Source organism: Streptomyces sp. LaPpAH-108 (genome assembly GCF_000373625.1).
GTDB lineage: Bacteria > Actinomycetota > Actinomycetes > Streptomycetales > Streptomycetaceae > Streptomyces.
This window is the reverse complement of record NZ_KB891995.1, coordinates 504,768-524,268: the sequence shown is the minus strand read 5'-3', so window position 1 is coordinate 524,268 and position 19,501 is coordinate 504,768. Positions and strand designations below refer to the sequence as shown.

The following is a 19,501-nucleotide window of genomic DNA, read 5'->3' as shown; positions in this document are numbered from 1 at the left end:
GGGCGGGAAGGAAATCCTCTGTTGCCGGGGCGGCGGGGGACAAGTGATGTGGACCATGGTTCCGGCCACATTTCTTAAAATAATCCTACGGAATCCACCGGGTTCCCCCACCATTCCTACAGATTCCCGGCGGCGACCAGCTCCGCGATCTGGGCGGTGTTGAGCGCGGCGCCCTTGCGCAGGTTGTCGCCGCACACGAAGAGTTCGAGCGCCGTGGGGTCGTCGAGTGCCCGCCGGACCCGGCCGACCCAGGTCGGGTCGGTGCCCACCACGTCCGCCGGGGTGGGGAATTCACCCGCCTCGGGGTCGTCGCACAGCACCACACCGGGCGCGGTCGCCAGGATCTCGCGGGCGCCGTCGACGGTGACCTCGTCCTGGAAGCGGGCGTGGACGGTCGCGGAGTGGACGGTGACGACGGGGACGCGCACGCAGGTCACCGCGACCGGGAGGTCCGGCAGGCCGAGGATCTTGCGGGACTCCTCCCGCACCCCCAGCTCCTCCGAGGACCAGCCGTCCGCGCCGAGCGACCCGGCCCAGGGCACCACGTTGAGCGCGACCGGCTCCGGGAACGGCCCGGTCAGCTCGCCCGCCGCCCGGCGTACGTCACCGGGGGCGCCGCCGAGTTCCGTACCGGCGACCAGGGACAGCTGGGCGCGCAGGGTCTCCACCCCGGCCCGCCCGGCCCCGCTGACCGCCTGGTACGAGGAAACGACCAGCTCGCGCAGGCCGTACTCGGCGTGCAGCGCGCCGAGGGCGACGATCATCGACAGGGTCGTACCGCCGGGGCTGGCCACGATGCCGCGCGGCCGGTTGCGCACGGCGTGCGGGTTGATCTCGGGGACGACGAGCGGCACCTCGGGGTCGGCCCGGAAGGCGCCGGAGGTGTCCACCACGACCGCGCCGCGCGCGGCGGCGAGCGGCGCCCACTGCACCGCGACCTCGTCGGGTACGGCGAACACCGCAATGTCGATCCCGTCGAACGCGTCCTCGCCCAGCGCGCCGACCTCGCTCTCCGCCCCGCGCACGGTGAGCTTGCGGCCCGCCGAGCGCGGGGAGGCGAGCAGTCTGATCTCGCCCCACACGTCGGCGCGCTGGGACAGGATCTGGAGCAGGACGGCCCCGACCGCGCCGGTCGCCCCCACGACCGCGAGGGCGGGGCGGCTGGGGCCCGTGTTCATCAGCGGCCCGTGCCTCCGTAGACCACGGCCTCGTCGCTGTCGGAGTCCAGGCCGAAGGCGGTGTGCACGGCGCGCACGGCCTCGGTGACGTCGTCGGCGCGGGTGACGACCGAGATGCGGATCTCGGAGGTCGAGATCAGCTCGATGTTGACGCCCGCGTCGCTCAGCGCCTCGAAGAAGGCGGCGGTGACGCCCGGGTTGGTCTTCATCCCGGCGCCGACGAGGGAGATCTTGCCGATCTGGTCGTCGTAGCGCAGGGAGTCGAAGCCGATGCCGGGGCGGTTCTTCTCCAGGGCGTCGATGGCCTTGCGGCCCTCGGTCTTCGGCAGGGTGAAGGAGATGTCGGTCAGGCCCGTGGAGGCGGCCGACACGTTCTGCACCACCATGTCGATGTTGATCTCGGCGTCCGCGATGGTACGGAAGATGGCGGCGGCCTCGCCCGGCTTGTCCGGCACGCCGACGACGGTGATCTTGGCCTCGGAGGTGTCGTGCGCGACACCGGAGATGATGGCCTGCTCCACCTGCTGTTCCCCTTGCTCGATCGGCTCGCTGCTGACCCACGTGCCCTTGAGTCCGCTGAAGGAGGAGCGGACGTGGATCGGGATGTTGTACCGGCGGGCGTACTCCACGCAGCGGTGGAGCAGCACCTTGGAGCCGGACGCGGCCAGCTCCAGCATGTCCTCGAAGGAGATCCAGTCGATCTTCCGGGCCTTCTTCACCACGCGCGGGTCGGCGGTGAACACGCCGTCCACGTCGGTGTAGATCTCGCAGACCTCGGCGTCGAGGGCGGCGGCCAGCGCCACGGCCGTGGTGTCGGACCCGCCGCGCCCCAGCGTGGTGATGTCCTTCTTGTCCTGGCTGACGCCCTGGAACCCGGCGACGATCGCGATGTTGCCCTCGTCGAGCGCGGTGCGGATGCGGCCGGGCGTGACGTCGATGATCCGGGCTTTGTTGTGGACCGAGTCGGTGATGACGCCTGCCTGGCTGCCGGTGAACGACTGGGCCTCGTGGCCCAGGTTTTTGATCGCCATCGCCAGCAGGGCCATGGAGATACGCTCTCCGGCGGTCAGCAGCATGTCGAATTCACGTCCGGCAGGCATCGGAGAAACCTGCTCGGCGAGATCGATCAGCTCGTCCGTCGTGTCGCCCATCGCGGAAACGACGACAACCACCTGGTTGCCGTTCTTCTTCGCTTCCACGATCCGCTTGGCGACGCGCTTGATGCCCTCGGCATCGGCTACGGAGGAGCCTCCGTACTTCTGCACGACAAGGCCCACGTGCGCTCCTCGCTCGGTTCGTTTATGTCGGCTCAGTCTATCGAGCGTCCGAAATCGACCACCGTGCTCCCGCATGGTGAGACACCGGATGCCCGATCCGAACCTGCCCAGCCCGCCGGGCATCACGCGGAAAGTGCCCCGCGTCACAACGCACGGGCTCCCCGGGGATCAACCGGAGGTCAGCCGGGGTCAGCCGGGGTTCAGCCGCCCTGCCGGATACCGAGCGGCGTCCCGATCTCCTCCTCCATGACGCGCCCCGCCTCCCGTTCCAGGAGGTCGTCGCCCATGGGTTCCTGGTCGGTGTCGAGACCGTCCAGCTCCTCCAGGGGCTGGTCCAGGCGGACGTGGATGAGGACGGACTGCAGGGCGCGCAGCACGGCGGAGGCGGTGGGGCCCCAGTTGGAGAAGTAGGAGAACTGCCACCACCACAGGGCCTCGGTGGTGCGGCCCGCGCGGTAGTGGGCCATGCCGTGGCGCAGGTCGGTGATGAGGTCCGCGATGTCGTCCGAGATCCGGGCGGGCACGGGTGCCTTGCTGGGCGCGTACGGGTCGAAGACCTCGGAGTAGACGTCGACCGGTTCCAGCAGCCGGGCGAGGTTCTCGCGCAGCTCGTCGACGTCCGGCTCGGGGCCGAGGTCGGGCTCGTAGCGCTCGTCGGGCACGAAGTCCTCGTGCGCGCCGAGCCGGCCGCCCGCCAGGAGCAGCTGGGAGACCTCCAGGAGCAGGAAGGGGACCGTCGAGCCGGGCTCGTCCCCCTTCGCCACCTCGGTGACCGCGACCAGGAAGCTCTCGACCTGGTCGGCGACCTGGACCGCGAAGTCGTCCGGGTTCTGCGTCGTGGCGTGCAGCGTGGCGTCAGACATCTAGGAGTCGTCTCCCCTCGAAGGCGCGGCCGAGGGTCACCTCGTCCGCGTATTCCAGGTCTCCGCCGACCGGGAGGCCGCTGGCCAGGCGGGTGACCTTCAGACCCATGGGCTTGATCATGCGGGCGAGGTACGTCGCCGTGGCCTCGCCTTCGAGATTGGGGTCGGTGGCGAGGATCAGCTCGGTGACGGTGCCGTCCGCGAGCCGGGCCAGGAGTTCCCTGATGCGCAGGTCGTCCGGGCCGACGCCCTCGATGGGGCTGATCGCGCCGCCGAGGACGTGGTACGTGCCCCGGAACTCACGGGTGCGCTCGATGGCGACCACGTCCTTGGGCTCCTCGACCACGCAGATGACCGACGGGTCACGGCGCGGGTCGCGGCAGATGCCGCACAGCTCTTCCTGTGCCACGTTGCCGCAGGCCGCGCAGAACCGGACCTTGGCCTTGACCTCCAGGAGTGCCTGGGCGAGCCGTTTGACGTCCGTCGGCTCGGCCTGGAGCACATGGAAGGCGATCCGCTGCGCGCTCTTGGGACCGACGCCGGGCAGTCGCCCCAGCTCGTCGATGAGGTCCTGGACCACGCCTTCGTACAACGGACTGCCTTTCCTGGAGACCTTTCGGTACGTACGGTAGTTGCCCCGGCGTCAGAACGGCAGACCGGGGATGCCACCGCCGCCGAGCCCCTGGGCCAGCGGGCCGAGCTTCTGCTGCTGGAGGGTCTGCGCGTTCTCGTTGGCCGCCTGCACGGCCGCGACGATCAGGTCGGCGAGGGTGTCGGTGTCCTCGGGGTCGACCGCCTTCGGGTCGATCTTGAGGCCGCGCAGCTCGCCGGAGCCGGTCACGGTGGCCCGGACGAGACCGCCGCCCGCCTGGCCGTCGACCTCCGTGGCCGCCAGTTCCTCCTGGGCCCGCTGGAGATCCTGCTGCATCTTCTGCGCCTGCTGGAGCAACTGCTGCATGTTGGGCTGGCCACCACCGGGAATCACGATCAGCTCCTGTCCGTACCGGCGTCGCGTACGCCGCTCTGGCACGAGCCTACGTGCTCCGGGCGGCCCTCGCCCCGCCACTCTTTCGGGTGAGAAGGACCCCGGCCCTATACCTGATCAAGACCCTCTTACGGGCGGATTGCCCGGGAAAGCCACCACTTGGCCACCCATTGGGCGGTAGGAAGGGTGGCGCGCGCGTCATGGAGTGGGTCGGTTTCAGTAGGGAGTGCCGGGTGGGTCAGGCGGAGATGCAGCCCGAGGGTCCGCCGCAGGACGGGTGGGGCGGGGGCACGACCGGGGCGGGCGACCTGACGGGCCGGGCGTTCCCGCTGGGCGACTGGGGGGAACCGGCGGAGCGGCTGGACGAGCTGTACCGCTGGGTGGAGGACGGCGCGCTGCGCACGGCGGCGTGGTATCTCCGCGACCGGCTGTGGCGCCGCCGCACGGCCCGTCTGCTGCGGCTGGGGACGACGGTGGGGGTGGCGACGGGCGGTGTGCTGCCGCTCCTGGATCTGACGCGCGCGGTCCCGGGCCTGGCGCCCTGGGGGTACGTGGCGTTCGTGCTGGCCCTCGCCTGCACCGGCCTGGACCGCTACTTCGGTGTCACCTCGGGCTGGATGCGTGACATCGCCACGGCGCAGGCGGTCGAACGGCGCCTGAAGACCCTCCAGTTCGAGTGGGCCTCGGAGTGCGTGCGGGAGGTCCTGGGCCCGGCGGAGGGCACCGCGGGCGAGGCCGCCGACCGCTGTCTGGGCGTCCTGCGCCGCTTCTGCGAGGACGTGACGGACCTGGTCCGGGCCGAGACCTCCGACTGGATGTCCGAGTTCCGGGCGGCCCCCTCCCCGCTGACCCCGCACACCACACCCCGGCTCCCGCGCCCCGACCCCTCGGTCCCCGCGCCCCGCCCGCTGCACGCCCACCCGGCCCCCCGCCCGAACATGCCGCGCCAGCGGCCCCCGGAGCCGAGGTGATCGCCCCGCCTTTCGCGGCGTGCCCTCGGACAGGCGAATCGGCGCCGGGCCCGAGGGGGAGGCGCTGGAGCGGGTCGGGCGTTCCCGCGTCGCGGGCCCAAGTGGACGGGCGAACCCGCGACTGACCGCCTCAGTCCTGCGGACGGTGGGCGTACTGACAGCCGTGCTCGGCGCGGGGGGGGCGCGGCGAGCCTCCCGGCTCCGGCCGCCTTCGCCGCTCCGGCGGCCCCCGCGGCCCGGGCCGAGGTCCCCGCCCCGACGGCGACGACCTCGGTGGTGACGGTCCGCACCGGCGGTGACCGGAGCGCGGCGGGGCCAACGCCGTCTGCACCAACCTGGACGACGGCACGTCCGTGCCGGTGACCAACTCCGGGCCGACCGGGTTCACGGTGGACCTCCAGCGCCAGGGCGGTGTCTCCTGCGTCGTCTACAACCGGCCCGATGCCACTCCGGCGGAGTCCGCCGACCTCACCGTGGACAAGCACGGGAGCATCGACGGCACGTCGTACGCCAAGGGTGACCAGCCCGACGGGTACGAGGCCGCGCTGAGCCTGACCGGCCCGGACGGGACCACTGCCACCCCGCAAGCCCTGGGGCACCCCCCGCACCGGCTACGACCGGGGTGAGGAAGCCACCGTGAGCGAGGACGTCACCCTGCCCGACGACTGCGAGCTGACCCGGAGCCGGGTCACCGAGGTGGACGGCTCCCCCGGCCGCCGCCCCGCTGCCGTACCGGACCACGCTGACGGCCGAGCACAACCGGCTCACCGTCACCAACACCGTGACCTGCAAAGCCCGTTTGACCCTGGAGAAGAAGGTCGTCAACACCCACGGCGGCACCGCCATCCCCACCGACTGGACCCTGACCGCCACCGGCCCCGACCGCCTCACCGGCCCCGGCGGCGCCACGGGAACGGTGACAGCGGGCACCTACCGCCTGACCGAATCCACCGGCCCCGAGGGCTACACCTCCTCCCCCTGGTCCTGCACCGCCGCCGACGGCCCCCTCCCGGTCACCGCCAACACGGTCACCCTCCCCCCAGGCACCCACGCCACCTGCACGGTGACCAACACGGACATCCCGTGCCCGCCCCCCACCCCCACGCCCACCCCGGACCCCTACGGCCGCCTCACCAAGGCCACCCACCGGGCCGCCTGATCCCCACCACTGCCTGAACCCGAGGTCCGGTCCCGCACCAGGGGCCGGACCTCGGTCATGCGGGGGCGCGCCGGAGCGGACGGGGGACGTCGCGACCGTAGAGTGCCCGCTCGTGGACAGACACATAGGTTTCGAGCGACTGCACAACTTCCGTGACCTGGGCGGTTATTCGGCCGGGAAGGGCCAAGTGGTGCGCTGGGGGCGGCTGTTCCGCTCCGACTCGCTGGGCAAGCTCGGCGGCGCGGACTGGGAGCGGTTCCTCGCGCTGGGCGTCCGTACGGTCATCGACCTGCGCCATCCGTGGGAGATCGAGGCCCGGGGCCGTGTCCCCGAGCACGCCTCGCTCACGTACCTCAACCTCAGCGTCGAGCACCGTCCCTACGACCAGCCGGGGCAGGGTCCGGAGGTGGAGCCGGGGCCGTTCCTCGCCGGGAAGTATCTGGAGGTGGCCCACGACGGGACCGCCGAGCTGCGCCGGGCCCTGGAGGTGATCGCGTCCGCCGACGGGCCCGTGGTGTTCCACTGCGCGTCCGGCAAGGACCGCACCGGGCTGCTGGCCGCCCTCGTCCTGGCCCTGCTGGGCGTGGCGGAGCCGGAGATCGTCGCGGACTTCACGCTCACCGAGCACGCCACCGAGCGCCTGGTCGCCGACTGGCGGGCCGAGCACCCGGGCCAGGTGGCGACCTGGCCGGGCCACAACCGGGCACCGGCGGAGGTCATGCGCCTGTTCCTCGACGCGCTGACCGCGAAGTACGGCTCGGTCCGGGAGTACGCCCGCGATCTGCTCGGTGTGGACGACGACCTCGTGGCCGCGCTGCGCCGCGCCCTCCTGACCGGCCTGGACTTCCGGCGCGCGGACGAGCGGGACCTGCCCACGCTGGTACGGCTGCGGGACGACGCCGCCCGCTGGCAGGCGGGCCGGGGGATCGACCAGTGGAAGCCGGGCCAGCTGGGCGAGGACCACTTCCGGGCCCGGCTCGCGGACGGCGAGGTCTGGATCGCCTCCCTCGGGCCCGGCGGGCCGGTCGCGGGGGCCTGGGAGCTGTGGTGGGACGACCCGGCGGCCTGGGGTCCGCAGCCGCCGGTCGCCGGTTATGTGCACCGCCTGATGACCGACCGCCGCACCGCGCCCCCGGGCACCGGGCGCCTGCTGCTGGCCGAGGCGGAGCGCCGTATCGCCGCGTCGGGCCGGACCCGGTGCCGTCTGGACTGCCTGGCGGACAACGCCCGGCTGCGGCGGTACTACGAGGCGGCCGGTTACGCGGTCGTGGGCGAGCAGTCCGCCAAGGACGGCGGCCTGGGCAGCCCCTACGCGGTCACCCTGCTGGAGAAGCGGCTCGTCTGAACATCAGCCCCCCGCCGCTCACCCGGCCGTCGGGGAGCAGGGTCAGGGTGGTCAGGGGGGTGGCCGTGCAGGTCGGGAGGTGCGGGGTGGGGGCGGTGAAGTGGAGGGCGGTGGGGGTGACGGCGGCGAGGCGGGCCGTGGCGACGCAGGGGCGGGCCGGGGTGTCGGTGACCAGGGTGAGGACGAGGTCGCCGGGGCGGCCCCGGGTGAGGGTCAGGCGGTGGCCGTCGGACAGCCAGGTGCCGACGTAGGCGGTGGGGACGGAGTCCTCCGGGTTGGTGTCGACCGGTGGGGTGGCGGTGGGTCTGTTTTCTTGGAGCAGGGCGTAGACGGAGCCGCCCGCGCCGAGGGCGACGACCAGGGCCACGACGACGAGGAGGACGGTGGATCCCCGGCCCCGGCGGGGAGCGGGTGGGGTCGGTGGGCCGTAGGAGTGGGCCTGGGGGTGGCCGTAGGGGCCCTGGCCGCCACCGGTGGCGGTCGGCCAGTGGTCGCCGTCGCCCACCGCCCCGTGCTCGACTTCCTCCGGCCCCCAACGGTCCACGACAGCCCCGCCCTCCCCCAAGGCGCGCACCCCCGTACGCGCAGCCCAGGCGCACCCGGGGGATCACCCGGACGTGCGCGGGTTCCGAGAATAGTGGGGCGGGCCGGGCCAGGGGCGTGGTCGCGGGGACGGGCGGGAAACCGACAGTCTGTCGCGCGGTGGGGCCACCCGGCAGGCAGGGCGCCGATGTCGCGCGCCACCTCGCGCCGCATACCCTCCCGGGCATGACGTCACAGCCGCAGGCACAGCCACAGCCGTACGCGACCCCCGACCCCGCTCTCGGCCGCGCCGTGAAGGCCGCCGACCGCGCCCACGTCTTCCACTCCTGGTCCGCGCAGGCCGCGATCGATCCGCTCGCCGTGGCGGGCGCGGAGGGCTCGTACTTCTGGGACTACGAGGGCAAGCGCTATCTGGACTTCACCAGCGGGCTGGTCTTCACCAACATCGGCTACCAGCACCCGAAGGTCGTCGCCGCGATCCAGGAGCAGGCGGCGAAGATGACGACGTTCGCGCCCGCGTTCGCCGTCGAGGCCCGCTCGGAGGCGGCCCGGCTGATCGCGGAGCGCACCCCCGGCGACCTGGACAAGATCTTCTTCACCAACGCGGGCGCCGACGCGGTCGAGCACGCGATCCGCATGGCCCGGCTGCACACCGGGCGTCCGAAGGTGCTCTCGGCGTACCGCTCGTACCACGGCGGCACCCAGCAGGCGGTCAACCTCACCGGCGACCCCCGCCGCTGGCCCTCCGACAGCGGCACGGCGGGTGTCGTCCACTTCTGGGCGCCGTTCCTCTACCGCTCGCGGTTCTACGCGCGGACCGAGGAGGAGGAGTGCGCGCGGGCCCTTGAGCACCTGGAGACGACGATCACCTTCGAGGGGCCCGGCACGATCGCGGCGGTGATCCTGGAGACGATCCCGGGCACGGCGGGGATCATGGTGCCGCCGCCGGGGTATCTCGCCGGGGTCCGCGAGATCTGCGACCGCCACGGCATCGTGTTCGTCCTGGACGAGGTGATGGCGGGGTTCGGCCGTACCGGCGAGTGGTTCGCGGCGGACCTCTTCGGCGTCGTCCCGGACCTGATGACCTTCGCCAAGGGCGTGAACTCGGGGTACGTGCCGCTCGGCGGCGTGGCCATCTCCCCGGAGATCGCGGACACCTTCGCCACGCGCCCCTACCCCGGCGGCCTGACCTACTCAGGCCACCCGCTGGCCTGCGCGGCGGCCGTCGCCACGATCAACGTGATGCGGGAGGAGGGAATCGTCGAGAACGCCAAGCGCCTCGGCGAGACGGTCCTGGGCCCCGCCCTGGCCGAGCTGGCCGAGCGGCACCCGAGCGTCGGCGAGGTGCGCGGCACGGGCATGTTCTGGGCCCTGGACCTGATCCGCGACACCGAGACCCACGAACCCCTGGTCCCCTACAACGCCTCCGGCAGCTCCAACGCCCCCATGCTCGCCTTCACCGCCGCCGCCAAGAAGCACGGCCTGTGGCCCTTCGTGAACATGAACCGCACCCACATCGTCCCGCCCCTCAACATCACCGAGGAAGACCTCAAGGAGGGCCTGTCCGCCCTGGACACGGCCCTGAACACGACCGACGCCCACATGGCGGGCTGACCTCACCCCAGAACACCGGCCGGACCCCGTGTCCGCACCTCTCGGGCCGACCGCCCACATGGCGGTCGGCCCGAGGCCGTCACAGGTGCTCGGGGTCCGCCCAGGCGACGAGCTGGACGACGACGCCGTTCGGGTCCGTGACCTGGAACAGGCGCTCTCCCCACGGCTCCTCGCGCAGCGGCAGGGTGATGGGGGCGCCCTCGCTCCGCAGCCGCTCGTACTCGGCGTCCAGATCGGCGACGACGAACGCGACGATCACGCCCGCCGCGTGCTGTTCCCGCAAGCCCTCGGGCAGCACCTCGATCCCGCGCCGGAGGAACACGACGTTGGGGGCGTCCTCGCGGGCCAGCGAGACGAAGCCCTCGGCGGCCATGGCTTCACCGAAGCCGAAGTGCCGGGTCAGAAAGGCGGCGGAGGCGGGGACGTCGTCGACGGTCAGACAGATGGCGCTGGAAGTGATCTTCATGGCCTGCCCTGGTAGCCGGAGTCAATCTCTGTACAACGTATACTGTACGACATACAGAGTATTCCCTGGCGGGATCGGCCGGGAGAATGACGCCCATGGTCAAGGAACAACGGGGCGCAAGTGATCCGGCCCGCACTCTGGAACTGCTGTGGCGCATGCCGGGAGGCGCATCGGGGCGCGAGGACTCCCGGCGCGGCCCCAAGCAGGGCCTGACGGTGGACGCGGTCGTCCAGGCCGCCGTCGAGCTGGCCGACTCCGCGGGCCTGGACGCCCTGACCATGCGGAACATCGCCCAGCGCCTGGGCGTCACCCCCATGACGCTCTACACCTACGTCCCGGGCAAGGCCGAACTGCTCGACCTCATGCTGGACTTCGTCTACCTGCGGATGCCGCGCGGCGACCGTGCCGCCGCCCCCTGGCGCGAGAAAGTGGAAGCCGTCGCCCGCGAGAACCGCGACCTGTACGACCGTCACCCCTGGGTGGCGACCATGTCCACCGCGCGCCCCCCGCTGGGCCCCGGCCTCATGGCCAAGTACGAACACGAACTGGCCGCCTTCGACGGTCTGGGTCTCGACGACGTGGAGATGGACGCGGCCCTCACCCTCCTGCTCGACTTCGTCCGCTCCGTCGCCCACGCGACCCTCGACACCAAGGCCGCCACCCGCGACAGCGCCCTGTCCGACGCGCAGTGGTGGGAGGCCAACGAACCGCTCCTCGCCAAGGTCTTCGACCCCGCCCGCTTCCCCCTCGCGGCCCGCGTCGGCAGCGCGGCGGGCGCGGCCCACCAGGGCATGTACGACCCCGGACACGCCTTCACCTTCGGCCTGCACCGCATCCTGGACGGCCTCGCCCACCTGATGGACCGCCCCCGGTGACGCCCCTGCCTCCCTGCGACCGGCGCAGATGTCACCTGTCCTGAGCGAGTTTGTAAAGCTCGGCGAACAAGCCTGCCGCTTCGAGCAGGGAGTCGAACGTCCCGGACTCCACGACCCGGCCGTGGTCGAGGACGATGACGCGGTCCGCGATCCGCGCGTTCTCCAGGTTGTGGGTGACGAAGACGGCCGCCTTTCCCTCGGCGAGCTGCCTGAACCGGCGGATCACCAGGTTCTCGGCGCGTGGGTCCATCGCGGACGTGGGCTCGTCCAGCATCAGCATCCTGGCGTCCCGGTAGAACGCGCGGGCGACCGCGATCCGCTGCCACTGCCCGCCGGAGAGGTCGGCGCCGCCCCAGTTCGAGCTCGCGACCAGGGTGTCCAGCCCGTACGGGGACGTGTCGACGACACTGTCCGCGCCCGCCGCGCGGGCGGCCTCCAGGAGCGGGCCGTCGTCGTCGGCGCGGGGCTGGCCGAGGTGGATGTTGGCGCGCAGGTCCATGGGCCAGCGGGTGTAGTCCTGCGGCACCAGTCCGACCTTCGACCACACACCGGCCGGGTCGGCCTCGGCAAGATCGGTTCCGTCCCAGGTCACCGTCCCCGAGGTGGGCAGATACAGGCCGGTGAGGAGGCGGGACAGGGTGGTCTTGCCCGAGCCGTTCTCACCGACCAGCGCGATCAGCTCGCCCCGGTGCAGGGTGAGGCTGACCGAGTCGACCGCCGGGGCGGCGGCCGCGGGGTAGGCGTAGGTGACGTTCGCCGCCTCGATCACCGTGGGACCGTCCGCAGCGATCCGCCTGGTGCCGCGCTCGGCACGCAGGGCCGTGGCACGGCGCAGGAAAGCCTGCCAGTCCTCCAGGTAGAGGCTGGTGCGGAACATCCGGGCCGCGGCCATCACCAGCGAAGTCAGCGCCCCGGTACAGGTCCGTACGGCGACGACGGCGGTCGCCGCGACAGCGAGGTCCATGCGTCCGCTCGCGGCGAGCCAGCCCAGAGCGGCCCAGGTGGCGGCCAGCATCAGACCGCCGACGGCGGAGCCCGCCAGCGTCACGCGCAGCACGCGGGGCGCCGCCGCCCGGTGGGTGGCCTTGATCCGGTCGGTGATCTCCCGGTACCAGCGCTGGAGGAAGCCGGACATGGTGGCCGCCCGGACCTCGGCGGCGGTGCGGCGGTCGGTGGAGTAGTACCGCAACAGGTGGCGCAGGTGGTTGTCGGAGATGTTCTGGAAGTCCGCGCGGTGCCTGATGCGCGCGGTGCTCACCGCGGCGGCACCCTTGGGCACCACGGCCAGGAGCAACAGGGGCAGCAGCAGCGGATGCAGCACCGTGAGCACCGAGGCCGCGGCGACGAGCTGGGCGAGCGCGGAGACCATGGCCTGTGCGTCGCCGATCAGGTCCTCGGTCGCCTCCGCGCCCTTGCCGGCGGCCTGGAGCCGGTCGGTGAACCCGGGCCGGTCGTACGCCTCCAGCTCGACCCGGGGGGCGGCGGCGAGGATCTGGAGGTCGGCCTCGGTGGCGACTTCGGGGCCGAGGCGGGTGGCGGCGTAGACGGCGAGCGCGTCGGCGCCGACCCGGACGGCGGTGGCCACGGCGGCGACGATGAGCGCGGGGGTCGCGGCCGTCACGCGTGCGGCGACGTCCCCGCCGCCGAACAGGTGGTTCATCGCGCCGGGCAGCGCCGCCAGGGCGACGGCGGCGGAGGCGGCGACGGCGAGCTGGCACAGGCCCAGCCAGAGCATCGCGGGACGGTCTGCGGCCCAGCCGAGCCGTACGGCGGCGGCGAGGGTCTGAGGGAGGCGGGCGGCCATCCGGCACCAGGTGGCACTCGCGATGTCCTCGGCGTGCGGGTCGGGCCGGTAGCCGACCTGCTGCGGCGGGGCGGTGGGAGGGCGCGGGGCGGGCGAGGAGTCGGTCACCCGCCCCATCCTCGCGGGACCGGCAGGGCGTACGGGGCCGATTGCGCCGAAGTCGCCCAGCCGGTGACGGAGGTGTCTACAGCGCCCGCAGCGCCAGCTCGACGGCGGTGACGAGGTACAGGCCCGTACGGTACGGCGCCGCGTCCTCGGGGCTGAGAGCGGCCCGCTCGACGGTCTCGGCGAGCACGGCCGCGTCGAGGTAGCCCTGCTCGATGAGGTGGAGTTCCCTGCCCCAGCCGCGCAGCAGCCCGGTCGCATGGCGGTGCACGGCCGCGTTCATGAGGGGGCCGAAGTTCTCCCGCAGCGGCGGGTTCACCACCTCCGCGGGCAGGCCGCGGGCGGCGAGCCGCCGGTGCAACAGGTGCTTGTCCGTCTTCCACCGGGCCAGCAGACGGTGCCCGAAGCGGACCATGTCCGCGTCGGTGAACGGGGCGACGGTCCACAGGCCGCGCCGGGCCATGAGCGGGGTCGCGACCTCCAGGGCGATCAGCGCGGTCTCCGGCGCCACGGTGGCCGGGGAGATGGAGGTGTCCACCTCCCCCAGCAGGTCGCGCACCCGCTCGCCGCACCAGGACGGCGCGGCGGGCGTCCGCGCGGGCGCACCGGCGGTGCGGCGGGTGCGAGCGACCTCGTCGCCGCCGAACCCGGCCGCCACCGTGTGGACGCCCCGGGCGCGCAGGACCTGGGCGAGCGCGTCGGCGGCCTCCAGATGCGGCTCGTCCAGCGGACTGACCGCCTCCGCCCGGGAGCGCCGCAGTCCTCCCGGGGACAGCGCCGGATGATCGGCGGCCCGCACGGTCACGTCGGGGGCGAACCCGGTCTGTTCGATGATCACCCGGCGCCGCGCCTCCTGCTGGGGCCCGGCGGCACCGCCGATGAGCATCGCGCACGGTGTGATCGCCCCGGGGTGAGCCAGGGCGAGGGAGATGGCGAGGTTGGTGGAGTCCATCCCTCCGGACAACTGGGCCGCGGTCTGCCCCGCCGCGACGGGCCGCTTGGTGAACACGTGATCCGTCAACGCTTCGAAGGCTCTGACGAGTTCGGCCTCACCGATGCGGTCCGCCAGCTCGGAGGGCTGGGCGTGCTCGGCCGCCGCCGGGTACACCAGACGCAGTTCCTCGGCGTCGGCGTACGCGGTGGAGCGCTCCGACAGCCGCTTGACCGTGGTGAACAGCGTGTCGTGCCCGTAGCGGGGGAAGCCGGTCAGCAGCCGCATCACCTCCCTCTCCGCCAACCGGTCCGCACCGAGACGGTCGCGCAGGTCCATCAGCTGCCACGAGCCGGCCAGGTGCCCGCCGTCGTGCGCGAGGTACAGCGGGCACACCCCGCCGAGCCCTGTCGTCAGGCGCAGTCCCTGCGGGCCGGCCTCGATCCAGATGCCCTGGAGCGGCCAGTCCTGGCACTCCTTCAGCGCGCGTCCGTAGACCGCCTCGTCGACCCGGGCCGGGGAGACCGAGCGCAGCAGAGCGGGGCGGCCGGCGGCCTTCTCCCGTACGACGAACAGTGTGCGGGTGCCGTCGGTGACCGCCCGCGCCTCCAGTGCCGGGTGGGCCAGCGGCCGGATACGGGCCGTTCCGCGGCCCCAGCCCTCTTCGTCGCCTCGCCATTCCCACGGCCCCGGGTCGGTCCGCAAGTCGACCGATAACGTCAGCATCCCGCTGTTCTCCCTTCTCGCCGGGTGGCATACGACGGGGCCCGCGCGGCTCTCGGCCGGGCGCGGGCCCCGGTGACGCTGGTGTGGTGCCTTACGGGCGATGCCGCCAGGTCAGTCCTCGAACCGGCCCTGGTCCGAGGTCTCGGCGGCCTTGTCCTCGTAGCGGGCGGTGTCACCGCTTCTTCTCGACCGAGCCCGTTGACGGAACATCACCGAGTTACTCAATCGGGGGACCGAGCAAGGGAGTTGGCGGGTACCGTTTCCAGCGCGCGAAGCTGTCCAACGGGTGTACGAGGGCAGGACGCCATGAGCCAGCGCACTGCGAACCACCAGCTCAAAGCACTCATCGAGGAGTCCGGCCTGCCGTACGACGGCGTAGCCCGCGCCGTGAAGGCCGTAGCGTCGGAGAGCGGCCTGCCCCTGGGTACCAACAAGTCGGCCGTACCTCACTGGGTCCAGGGCGCCGAACCGCCCGGAGGGGAACGGCATCGGGCTGACGCTGGACTTCGATCCCATCGAGACGCTCACCGCCATCGGGGAGGCCGACGTGCACCGCCGCCGATTCCTGTCCGCTTCCGCCTACTCCATGGCCGCGGCGGCCTTGCCGCTCCAGGCCGTCCAGGAAGCCGCCGCCCGCACCCGCACGGTCAGGGGCGGCGGAGTCGTCGGGCACGCCGACGTGGTCGCGGTCCGCGACGTGGTGAAGCTCTTCATGGACATGGACGAGCGCCACGGCGGTCAGCACGGACGAGCCGCGTTCGCGCAGTACCTCATCACCGACGTCGCCGAGCTGTGCCGGGGCCGGTTCGCCGACGACGACGTCCGCGCCGACGCGCTCTCGGTCGCCTCGGCAGCGGCCCACCTGTGCGGCTGGAAGGCGTACGACAGCGGGGAGCAGGGCCTCGCCCAGCGTTACTACCTCCAGTCCCTCGCCCTCGCGCGGGCCTCGGGCGTCCCCGGGCAGGACGGGTTCGTGATGCGCACGATGTCTCAGCAGGGCATGAAGCTGCACCGGCCCGAGCACTGCCTGGCCCTGGCCGAGACCGGCTGGGACCGCGCCAGGGGCTACGTCGGCCGACAGGTCGAGGCGCTGTTCGCCGTCACCCACGCGCACGCGCTCGCCAAGACCGGCCAGGCCCGCCGCGCCCTCGCCGACGTCCAGCTCGCCGAGACCGCGCTGGCGGGCGGCACCGGGGACGAGGTCCCGTTCTGGGCACTGGTGTGGGGCCCGCCGGCGGCCACCGTCCACTCCCGCACGGCGAAGGTGTTCGAGACCCTCGGCGACCGGCACAACGCCGCCCGGCAGTACGCCACCGCCGCGGCCAGCCGCCCGGGAACGACATACGCGCGGATCATCGCCCTCGACCTGGTCGCTCAGGCCGAGCAGCTGGCCAAGCAGGACAATATCGAACAGGCGTGCGCGACCTGGGGTCGGGCGATCGACACGATGGCGGGAGTGAAGTCCGCCCGTACCCTCAAGGCCGTCCGCTCCCTGCGCTCCGACCTCCGTCCCTACCGGACCCGAGGCGTCCGAGCGGCGACCGAGCTGGACGAGCGCGCCCACATCTTCCTCGCCCACCATCGCTGACGCGGTCGGCGCTGTTTTCCAGCCTTATACCCCCCAGACCCCGAGGCGTGCCCGTGCCCTGGCTCCATCCCGTCCCCCCTGACCACCCCCCGCCTCCACCTGGAACCCCTCCGCCCGGACCACGCGCGCGAGGCGTTCGTGTTTCTGGACGACGTGCGGCTGCACACCTGGACAGGTGGGGTGCCGGGCACGCTGGCGGAGCTGGAGGCGCGTTATGTCCGGCAGGCGGAGGGGCGCTCCCCCGACGGCGGCCAGGGCTGGCTGAACTGGCTGGTGCGGCGGAGGGGGGACGGGCGGCTGGTGGGGACCGTGCAGGCGACGCTGAGGCATGTGCCCGGGGGTGGTGCGGAGGCGGCGCTGGCGTGGGTGACGGGGGTGGCGTATCAGGGGGAGGGGTACGCGCGGGAGGGGGCCGGGGCGATGGCGGAGTGGTTGCGGGCGGCGGGGTGGGGGCCGCTCGCGGCGTACATCCACCCAGGTCACACGGGTTCGATGGCGGTGGCGCGGGGGCTGGGTCTCGTTCCCTCCACCACCACCGTCGACGGGGAAGTCCGGTGGGTGGACCACGGCTGACGGGGGGCGGGATCGAACGCGTAAGGTTTCTTGCTCGTAAGCAAGAGTGAGCAGACCGGCAAGCAGGTACGACGACCGCGCCCGATCGTGTGAGGAGACGCCCGGACGATGGCCCCCATCGGTGGCGTGACGCGCAGTACTCTCCGTCAGCAGATCGCGGACGCGCTGCGGGACGAGGTGCTGGCGGGGCGGCTGCGGCCGGGGCGGGCGTTCACGGTCAAGGAGATAGCGGACCAGTACGGGGTCTCCGCGACGCCGGTCCGTGAGGCGCTGGTGGATCTGTCGGCGCAGGGCCTGCTTGAGGCGGACCAGCACCGGGGTTTCCGCGTCCCGGAGTACTCGCTGGCCGACTACCGCTCCATGATCGAGGCCCGCAGCCTGATCACGGAGGGCATGTTCCGCGCGCTGCTGGAGGGCCACACCGCGTTCGCGCACCCCGAGGACCCGTGCACGGCGCGCGCGCTGGCGGCGGTACGGCGCCGGGGCGAGGAGGCGAAGCGGGCGAACGCGGCGGGCGACCTGACCGTCCTCGTCGGCTACGACCTCCGCTTCTGGCGCGAGCTGAGCGTCCTGTTCGGCAACCCCTACCTCGCCGACTTCCTCCACCGCCTCCGCCTGCGCTCCTGGGTCTGCGCGGTCCAGCACCTGCGCCGCCGCCCCGAGCCGCACGAGGTGCGCGGACGGCTGTGGGCGGGCCACACGGACCTCATCGACGCGCTGTCCCGGCGGGAGGCGGAGGTGGCCCGCGCGATCGTGGCGGAAGCCAACGCGCACTCCCTGTCCCTGGTGGAGCGCCTGGCGGCGGAGTGACTACTCCGTGAACATCCTGATCAGGTGGTACGGCGTCTCCTCGCCCAGCATCTCGCGCAGATCCACCCCCTCCAGCGCGGCAGCCGCACTGCGCGGGAACATCTCCCGCTCGTACGCCGCGAGCGCCCCCTCCACGTCCCCCGGGTGCGCGGCGATCGCCTTGCCGAGTTCGGCGCCGTCGTAGAGGGCGAGGTTGGCGCCCTCCCCGTTGGGCGCCGTGAGGTGGGCCGCGTCGCCGAGCAGTGTCACGCCCGGCACCCGCTCCCAGCGGTGTTCGGCGGGCAAGGAGTGGATGTGGCGCGGCACGGGCGCGGTGTCGCCGTCGGCGACGAGCGCGGTGAGCTGGGGCGCCCAGTCGGAGAACTCGCCCGCGATCCGCGCGAGCGCCGAGGCAGAGGCGGAGTCGGAGTCGGAGAAGTCGATCCCGTCGAACCAGTCGCGCGGCCGGACGAGCATCACCCAGGTGTGCAGGCTCCGGCCCCGCTCCCGGTGCACCAGCACCCCCTTGCCCGGCGCGAGGATCATCGTGGAGCCGTCGCAGACGAGCTTGGCGCTCTCCGGGTGCCGGGTGTCGGCGTCGAGCAGATGGGTCTCGACGAAGGAGACGCCGGTGTACTCGGGTATCGCGCCGGACAGCAGCGGCCGTACCCGCGACCACGCGCCGTCCGCGCCCACCAGCAGCTCCGTCTCCACGGCGGTGCCGTCGGCGAAGGCCACCTCGTGACGGCCCCCGCCGAGCCCCCGGACCCCGGTGACCTTGTGCCCCCACCGCACGGTGCCCTCCGGCAGCGAGTCGAGCAGCAGCTGCCGCAGCTCACCGCGCGGCACCTCGGGGTGGGGCCCCGTGCCGTCGTCGGGCAGGTCGAGCAGCACCTCGCCCTCCCGGCTCAGGACGCGGGTCGCCTGGCGCCCTTCGAGGATGAGGGCGCGGAACTCGTCGTGGAGACCGGCGTCGCGCAGCGCGAGCTGGCCGTTGTAGTCGCGGATGTCGAGCAGCCCGCCCTGGGCGCGCGCCTCCGGGGAGGGCTCCGCCTCGTAGACGGTGGACGGGATGCCGTGGACGTGCAGGACGCGGGCGAGCGTGAGGCCGCCGAGTCCCGCACCGATGATCGTGACGTGAGTGCTCATGGCCCCAAGCTCCCAAGCCCGGCCGACAAACCCCCGACACGTGCCCGACAACCGCCCCGGCCACCCGACAACGCGACGACACTTTCCGGAAAGCCCCCCGCCGCCCCAGGACTTGGAGCCCCGATGACCGTCCGCCGCGTCGTCCCCACCATCCCGTCGCAGGCGCTCCAGGAGAGCCGCGCCTTCTACGGCCTCCTCGGCTTCGAGGAGGTCATGAACCACGGCTGGATCCTGACCCTGGCCTCCCCGGCGAACCCGACCGCGCAGGTGAGCGTGATGACGAAGGACGCGACCGCGCCCGTCGTCCCGGACCTGAGCGTGGAGGTGGACGACGTGGACGCGGCGTACGCGGCCGTGCGCGCCCAGGGTGCCGAGGTCCTGCACCCCCTCCAGGACGAGCCCTGGGGAGTACGCCGCTTCTTCGTCCGCGACCCCAACGGCAAGGTGGTCAACGTGCTGAGCCACCGGCGGGCCCCCGACGCGTGACGTCTACTCGCCCGGCATGACCCGGACGAAGCCCTCCGTCCACTCGTCCTCGTTCGGGGCTGGAGTAGATGCCG

Annotated in this window: 20 protein-coding genes; 10 read left to right on the top strand and 10 right to left on the bottom strand. The window is 72.7% G+C overall.

Translation table 11 applies throughout. The features are described 5' to 3' along the window. Positions 1 to 116 precede the first annotated feature (116 nt). The 5 genes from B079_RS0121500 to B079_RS0121480 form a co-directional block, all read right to left on the bottom strand. The gene (locus B079_RS0121500; RefSeq protein ID WP_018547904.1) at positions 117 to 1,178 is read right to left on the bottom strand and encodes an aspartate-semialdehyde dehydrogenase; all 1,062 of its coding nucleotides are present in this window, start codon (positions 1,176 to 1,178) and stop codon (positions 117 to 119) included. Then, a complete protein-coding gene (locus B079_RS0121495; RefSeq protein ID WP_018547903.1) occupies positions 1,178 to 2,455 on the bottom strand; it encodes an aspartate kinase in 1,278 nt (425 codons plus the stop codon). Before B079_RS0121495 ends, B079_RS0121500 begins: the two co-directional genes overlap by 1 nt. A gap of 200 nt (positions 2,456 to 2,655) precedes the next feature. After that, a complete protein-coding gene (locus tag B079_RS0121490; RefSeq protein ID WP_018547902.1) occupies positions 2,656 to 3,318 on the bottom strand; it encodes a DUF5063 domain-containing protein in 663 nt (220 codons plus the stop codon). Then, positions 3,311 to 3,910 carry a recombination mediator RecR gene (recR, locus tag B079_RS0121485; protein WP_018547901.1) on the bottom strand — a complete coding sequence of 200 codons (600 nt, stop codon included), beginning with the start codon at positions 3,908 to 3,910 and terminating at the stop codon, positions 3,311 to 3,313. The genes B079_RS0121490 and recR overlap by 8 nt, the downstream gene beginning before the upstream one ends. 51 nt (positions 3,911 to 3,961) lie before the next feature. Then, positions 3,962 to 4,303: a YbaB/EbfC family nucleoid-associated protein gene (locus B079_RS0121480; RefSeq protein ID WP_026248919.1), complete on the bottom strand. Its 342-nt coding sequence runs from the start codon at positions 4,301 to 4,303 to the stop codon at positions 3,962 to 3,964. 233 nt (positions 4,304 to 4,536) lie between these two features. Between B079_RS0121480 and B079_RS0121475 the strand changes: the two genes are divergently transcribed. The 4 genes from B079_RS0121475 (at position 4,537) to B079_RS0121460 (ending at position 7,778) form a co-directional block, all read left to right on the top strand. Further along, a complete protein-coding gene (locus tag B079_RS0121475) occupies positions 4,537 to 5,274 on the top strand; it encodes an SLATT domain-containing protein (RefSeq protein ID WP_018547899.1) in 738 nt (245 codons plus the stop codon). Between the two features lie 353 nt (positions 5,275 to 5,627). Next, entirely contained in the window at positions 5,628 to 5,900 is a 273-nt protein-coding gene (locus tag B079_RS36010; protein WP_018547898.1) for a hypothetical protein, read from the top strand. A 155-nt stretch (positions 5,901 to 6,055) separates the two neighbouring features. Then, on the top strand, positions 6,056 to 6,433 hold the full coding sequence (locus B079_RS36005) for a hypothetical protein (RefSeq protein ID WP_234016837.1): 378 nt from the start codon (positions 6,056 to 6,058) through the stop codon (positions 6,431 to 6,433). 112 nt (positions 6,434 to 6,545) lie between these two features. Further along, on the top strand, positions 6,546 to 7,778 hold the full coding sequence (locus B079_RS0121460) for a tyrosine-protein phosphatase (RefSeq protein ID WP_026248918.1): 1,233 nt from the start codon (positions 6,546 to 6,548) through the stop codon (positions 7,776 to 7,778). Here the strand turns inward: B079_RS0121460 and B079_RS0121455 are convergent. Continuing rightward, complete coding sequence (locus tag B079_RS0121455) at positions 7,750 to 8,322, bottom strand: hypothetical protein (RefSeq protein ID WP_158685040.1); 573 nt, start codon at positions 8,320 to 8,322, stop codon at positions 7,750 to 7,752. The genes B079_RS0121460 and B079_RS0121455 overlap by 29 nt on opposite strands. Positions 8,323 to 8,546: 224 nt before the next feature. On the opposite strand from B079_RS0121455, the gene B079_RS0121445 reads away from it, so the two are divergent. Beyond that, positions 8,547 to 9,935, top strand: coding sequence for an aspartate aminotransferase family protein (locus tag B079_RS0121445; protein WP_078496034.1), 1,389 nt, complete (start codon positions 8,547 to 8,549; stop codon positions 9,933 to 9,935). 79 nt (positions 9,936 to 10,014) lie between these two features. On the opposite strand, the gene B079_RS0121440 is transcribed toward B079_RS0121445, so the two are convergent. Beyond that, complete coding sequence (locus tag B079_RS0121440; RefSeq protein ID WP_018547893.1) at positions 10,015 to 10,401, bottom strand: VOC family protein; 387 nt, start codon at positions 10,399 to 10,401, stop codon at positions 10,015 to 10,017. 95 nt (positions 10,402 to 10,496) lie between these two features. Between B079_RS0121440 and B079_RS0121435 the strand changes: the two genes are divergently transcribed. Further along, positions 10,497 to 11,276, top strand: coding sequence for a TetR/AcrR family transcriptional regulator (locus B079_RS0121435; protein WP_018547892.1), 780 nt, complete (start codon positions 10,497 to 10,499; stop codon positions 11,274 to 11,276). A gap of 31 nt (positions 11,277 to 11,307) precedes the next feature. Here the strand turns inward: B079_RS0121435 and B079_RS0121430 are convergent, their stop codons facing one another. Then, positions 11,308 to 13,197: an ATP-binding cassette domain-containing protein gene (locus B079_RS0121430; protein ID WP_037801720.1), complete on the bottom strand. Its 1,890-nt coding sequence runs from the start codon at positions 13,195 to 13,197 to the stop codon at positions 11,308 to 11,310. A 67-nt stretch (positions 13,198 to 13,264) separates the two neighbouring features. Continuing rightward, positions 13,265 to 14,842: a hypothetical protein gene (locus tag B079_RS0121425; protein WP_018547890.1), complete on the bottom strand. Its 1,578-nt coding sequence runs from the start codon at positions 14,840 to 14,842 to the stop codon at positions 13,265 to 13,267. Between the two features lie 547 nt (positions 14,843 to 15,389). Between B079_RS0121425 and B079_RS32530 the strand changes: the two genes are divergently transcribed. The 3 genes from B079_RS32530 to B079_RS0121405 all read left to right on the top strand — a co-directional run bounded on the left by B079_RS32530 (position 15,390) and on the right by B079_RS0121405 (position 17,813). Then, entirely contained in the window at positions 15,390 to 16,430 is a 1,041-nt protein-coding gene (locus tag B079_RS32530; RefSeq protein WP_018547888.1) for a hypothetical protein, read from the top strand. Positions 16,431 to 16,568: 138 nt separating this feature from the next. After that, positions 16,569 to 17,003 carry a GNAT family N-acetyltransferase gene (locus tag B079_RS0121410; protein ID WP_018547887.1) on the top strand — a complete coding sequence of 145 codons (435 nt, stop codon included), beginning with the start codon at positions 16,569 to 16,571 and terminating at the stop codon, positions 17,001 to 17,003. A 108-nt stretch (positions 17,004 to 17,111) separates the two neighbouring features. Continuing rightward, the gene (locus B079_RS0121405; RefSeq protein ID WP_018547886.1) at positions 17,112 to 17,813 is read left to right on the top strand and encodes a GntR family transcriptional regulator; all 702 of its coding nucleotides are present in this window, start codon (positions 17,112 to 17,114) and stop codon (positions 17,811 to 17,813) included. On the opposite strand, the gene B079_RS0121400 is transcribed toward B079_RS0121405, so the two are convergent. Beyond that, entirely contained in the window at positions 17,814 to 18,941 is a 1,128-nt protein-coding gene (locus B079_RS0121400; protein ID WP_018547885.1) for an FAD-dependent oxidoreductase, read from the bottom strand. A 123-nt stretch (positions 18,942 to 19,064) separates the two neighbouring features. Here B079_RS0121400 and B079_RS0121395 point away from each other — a divergent pair, with 123 nt between their 5' ends. After that, a complete protein-coding gene (locus B079_RS0121395) occupies positions 19,065 to 19,427 on the top strand; it encodes a VOC family protein (protein WP_018547884.1) in 363 nt (120 codons plus the stop codon). Positions 19,428 to 19,501: the final 74 nt, after the last annotated feature.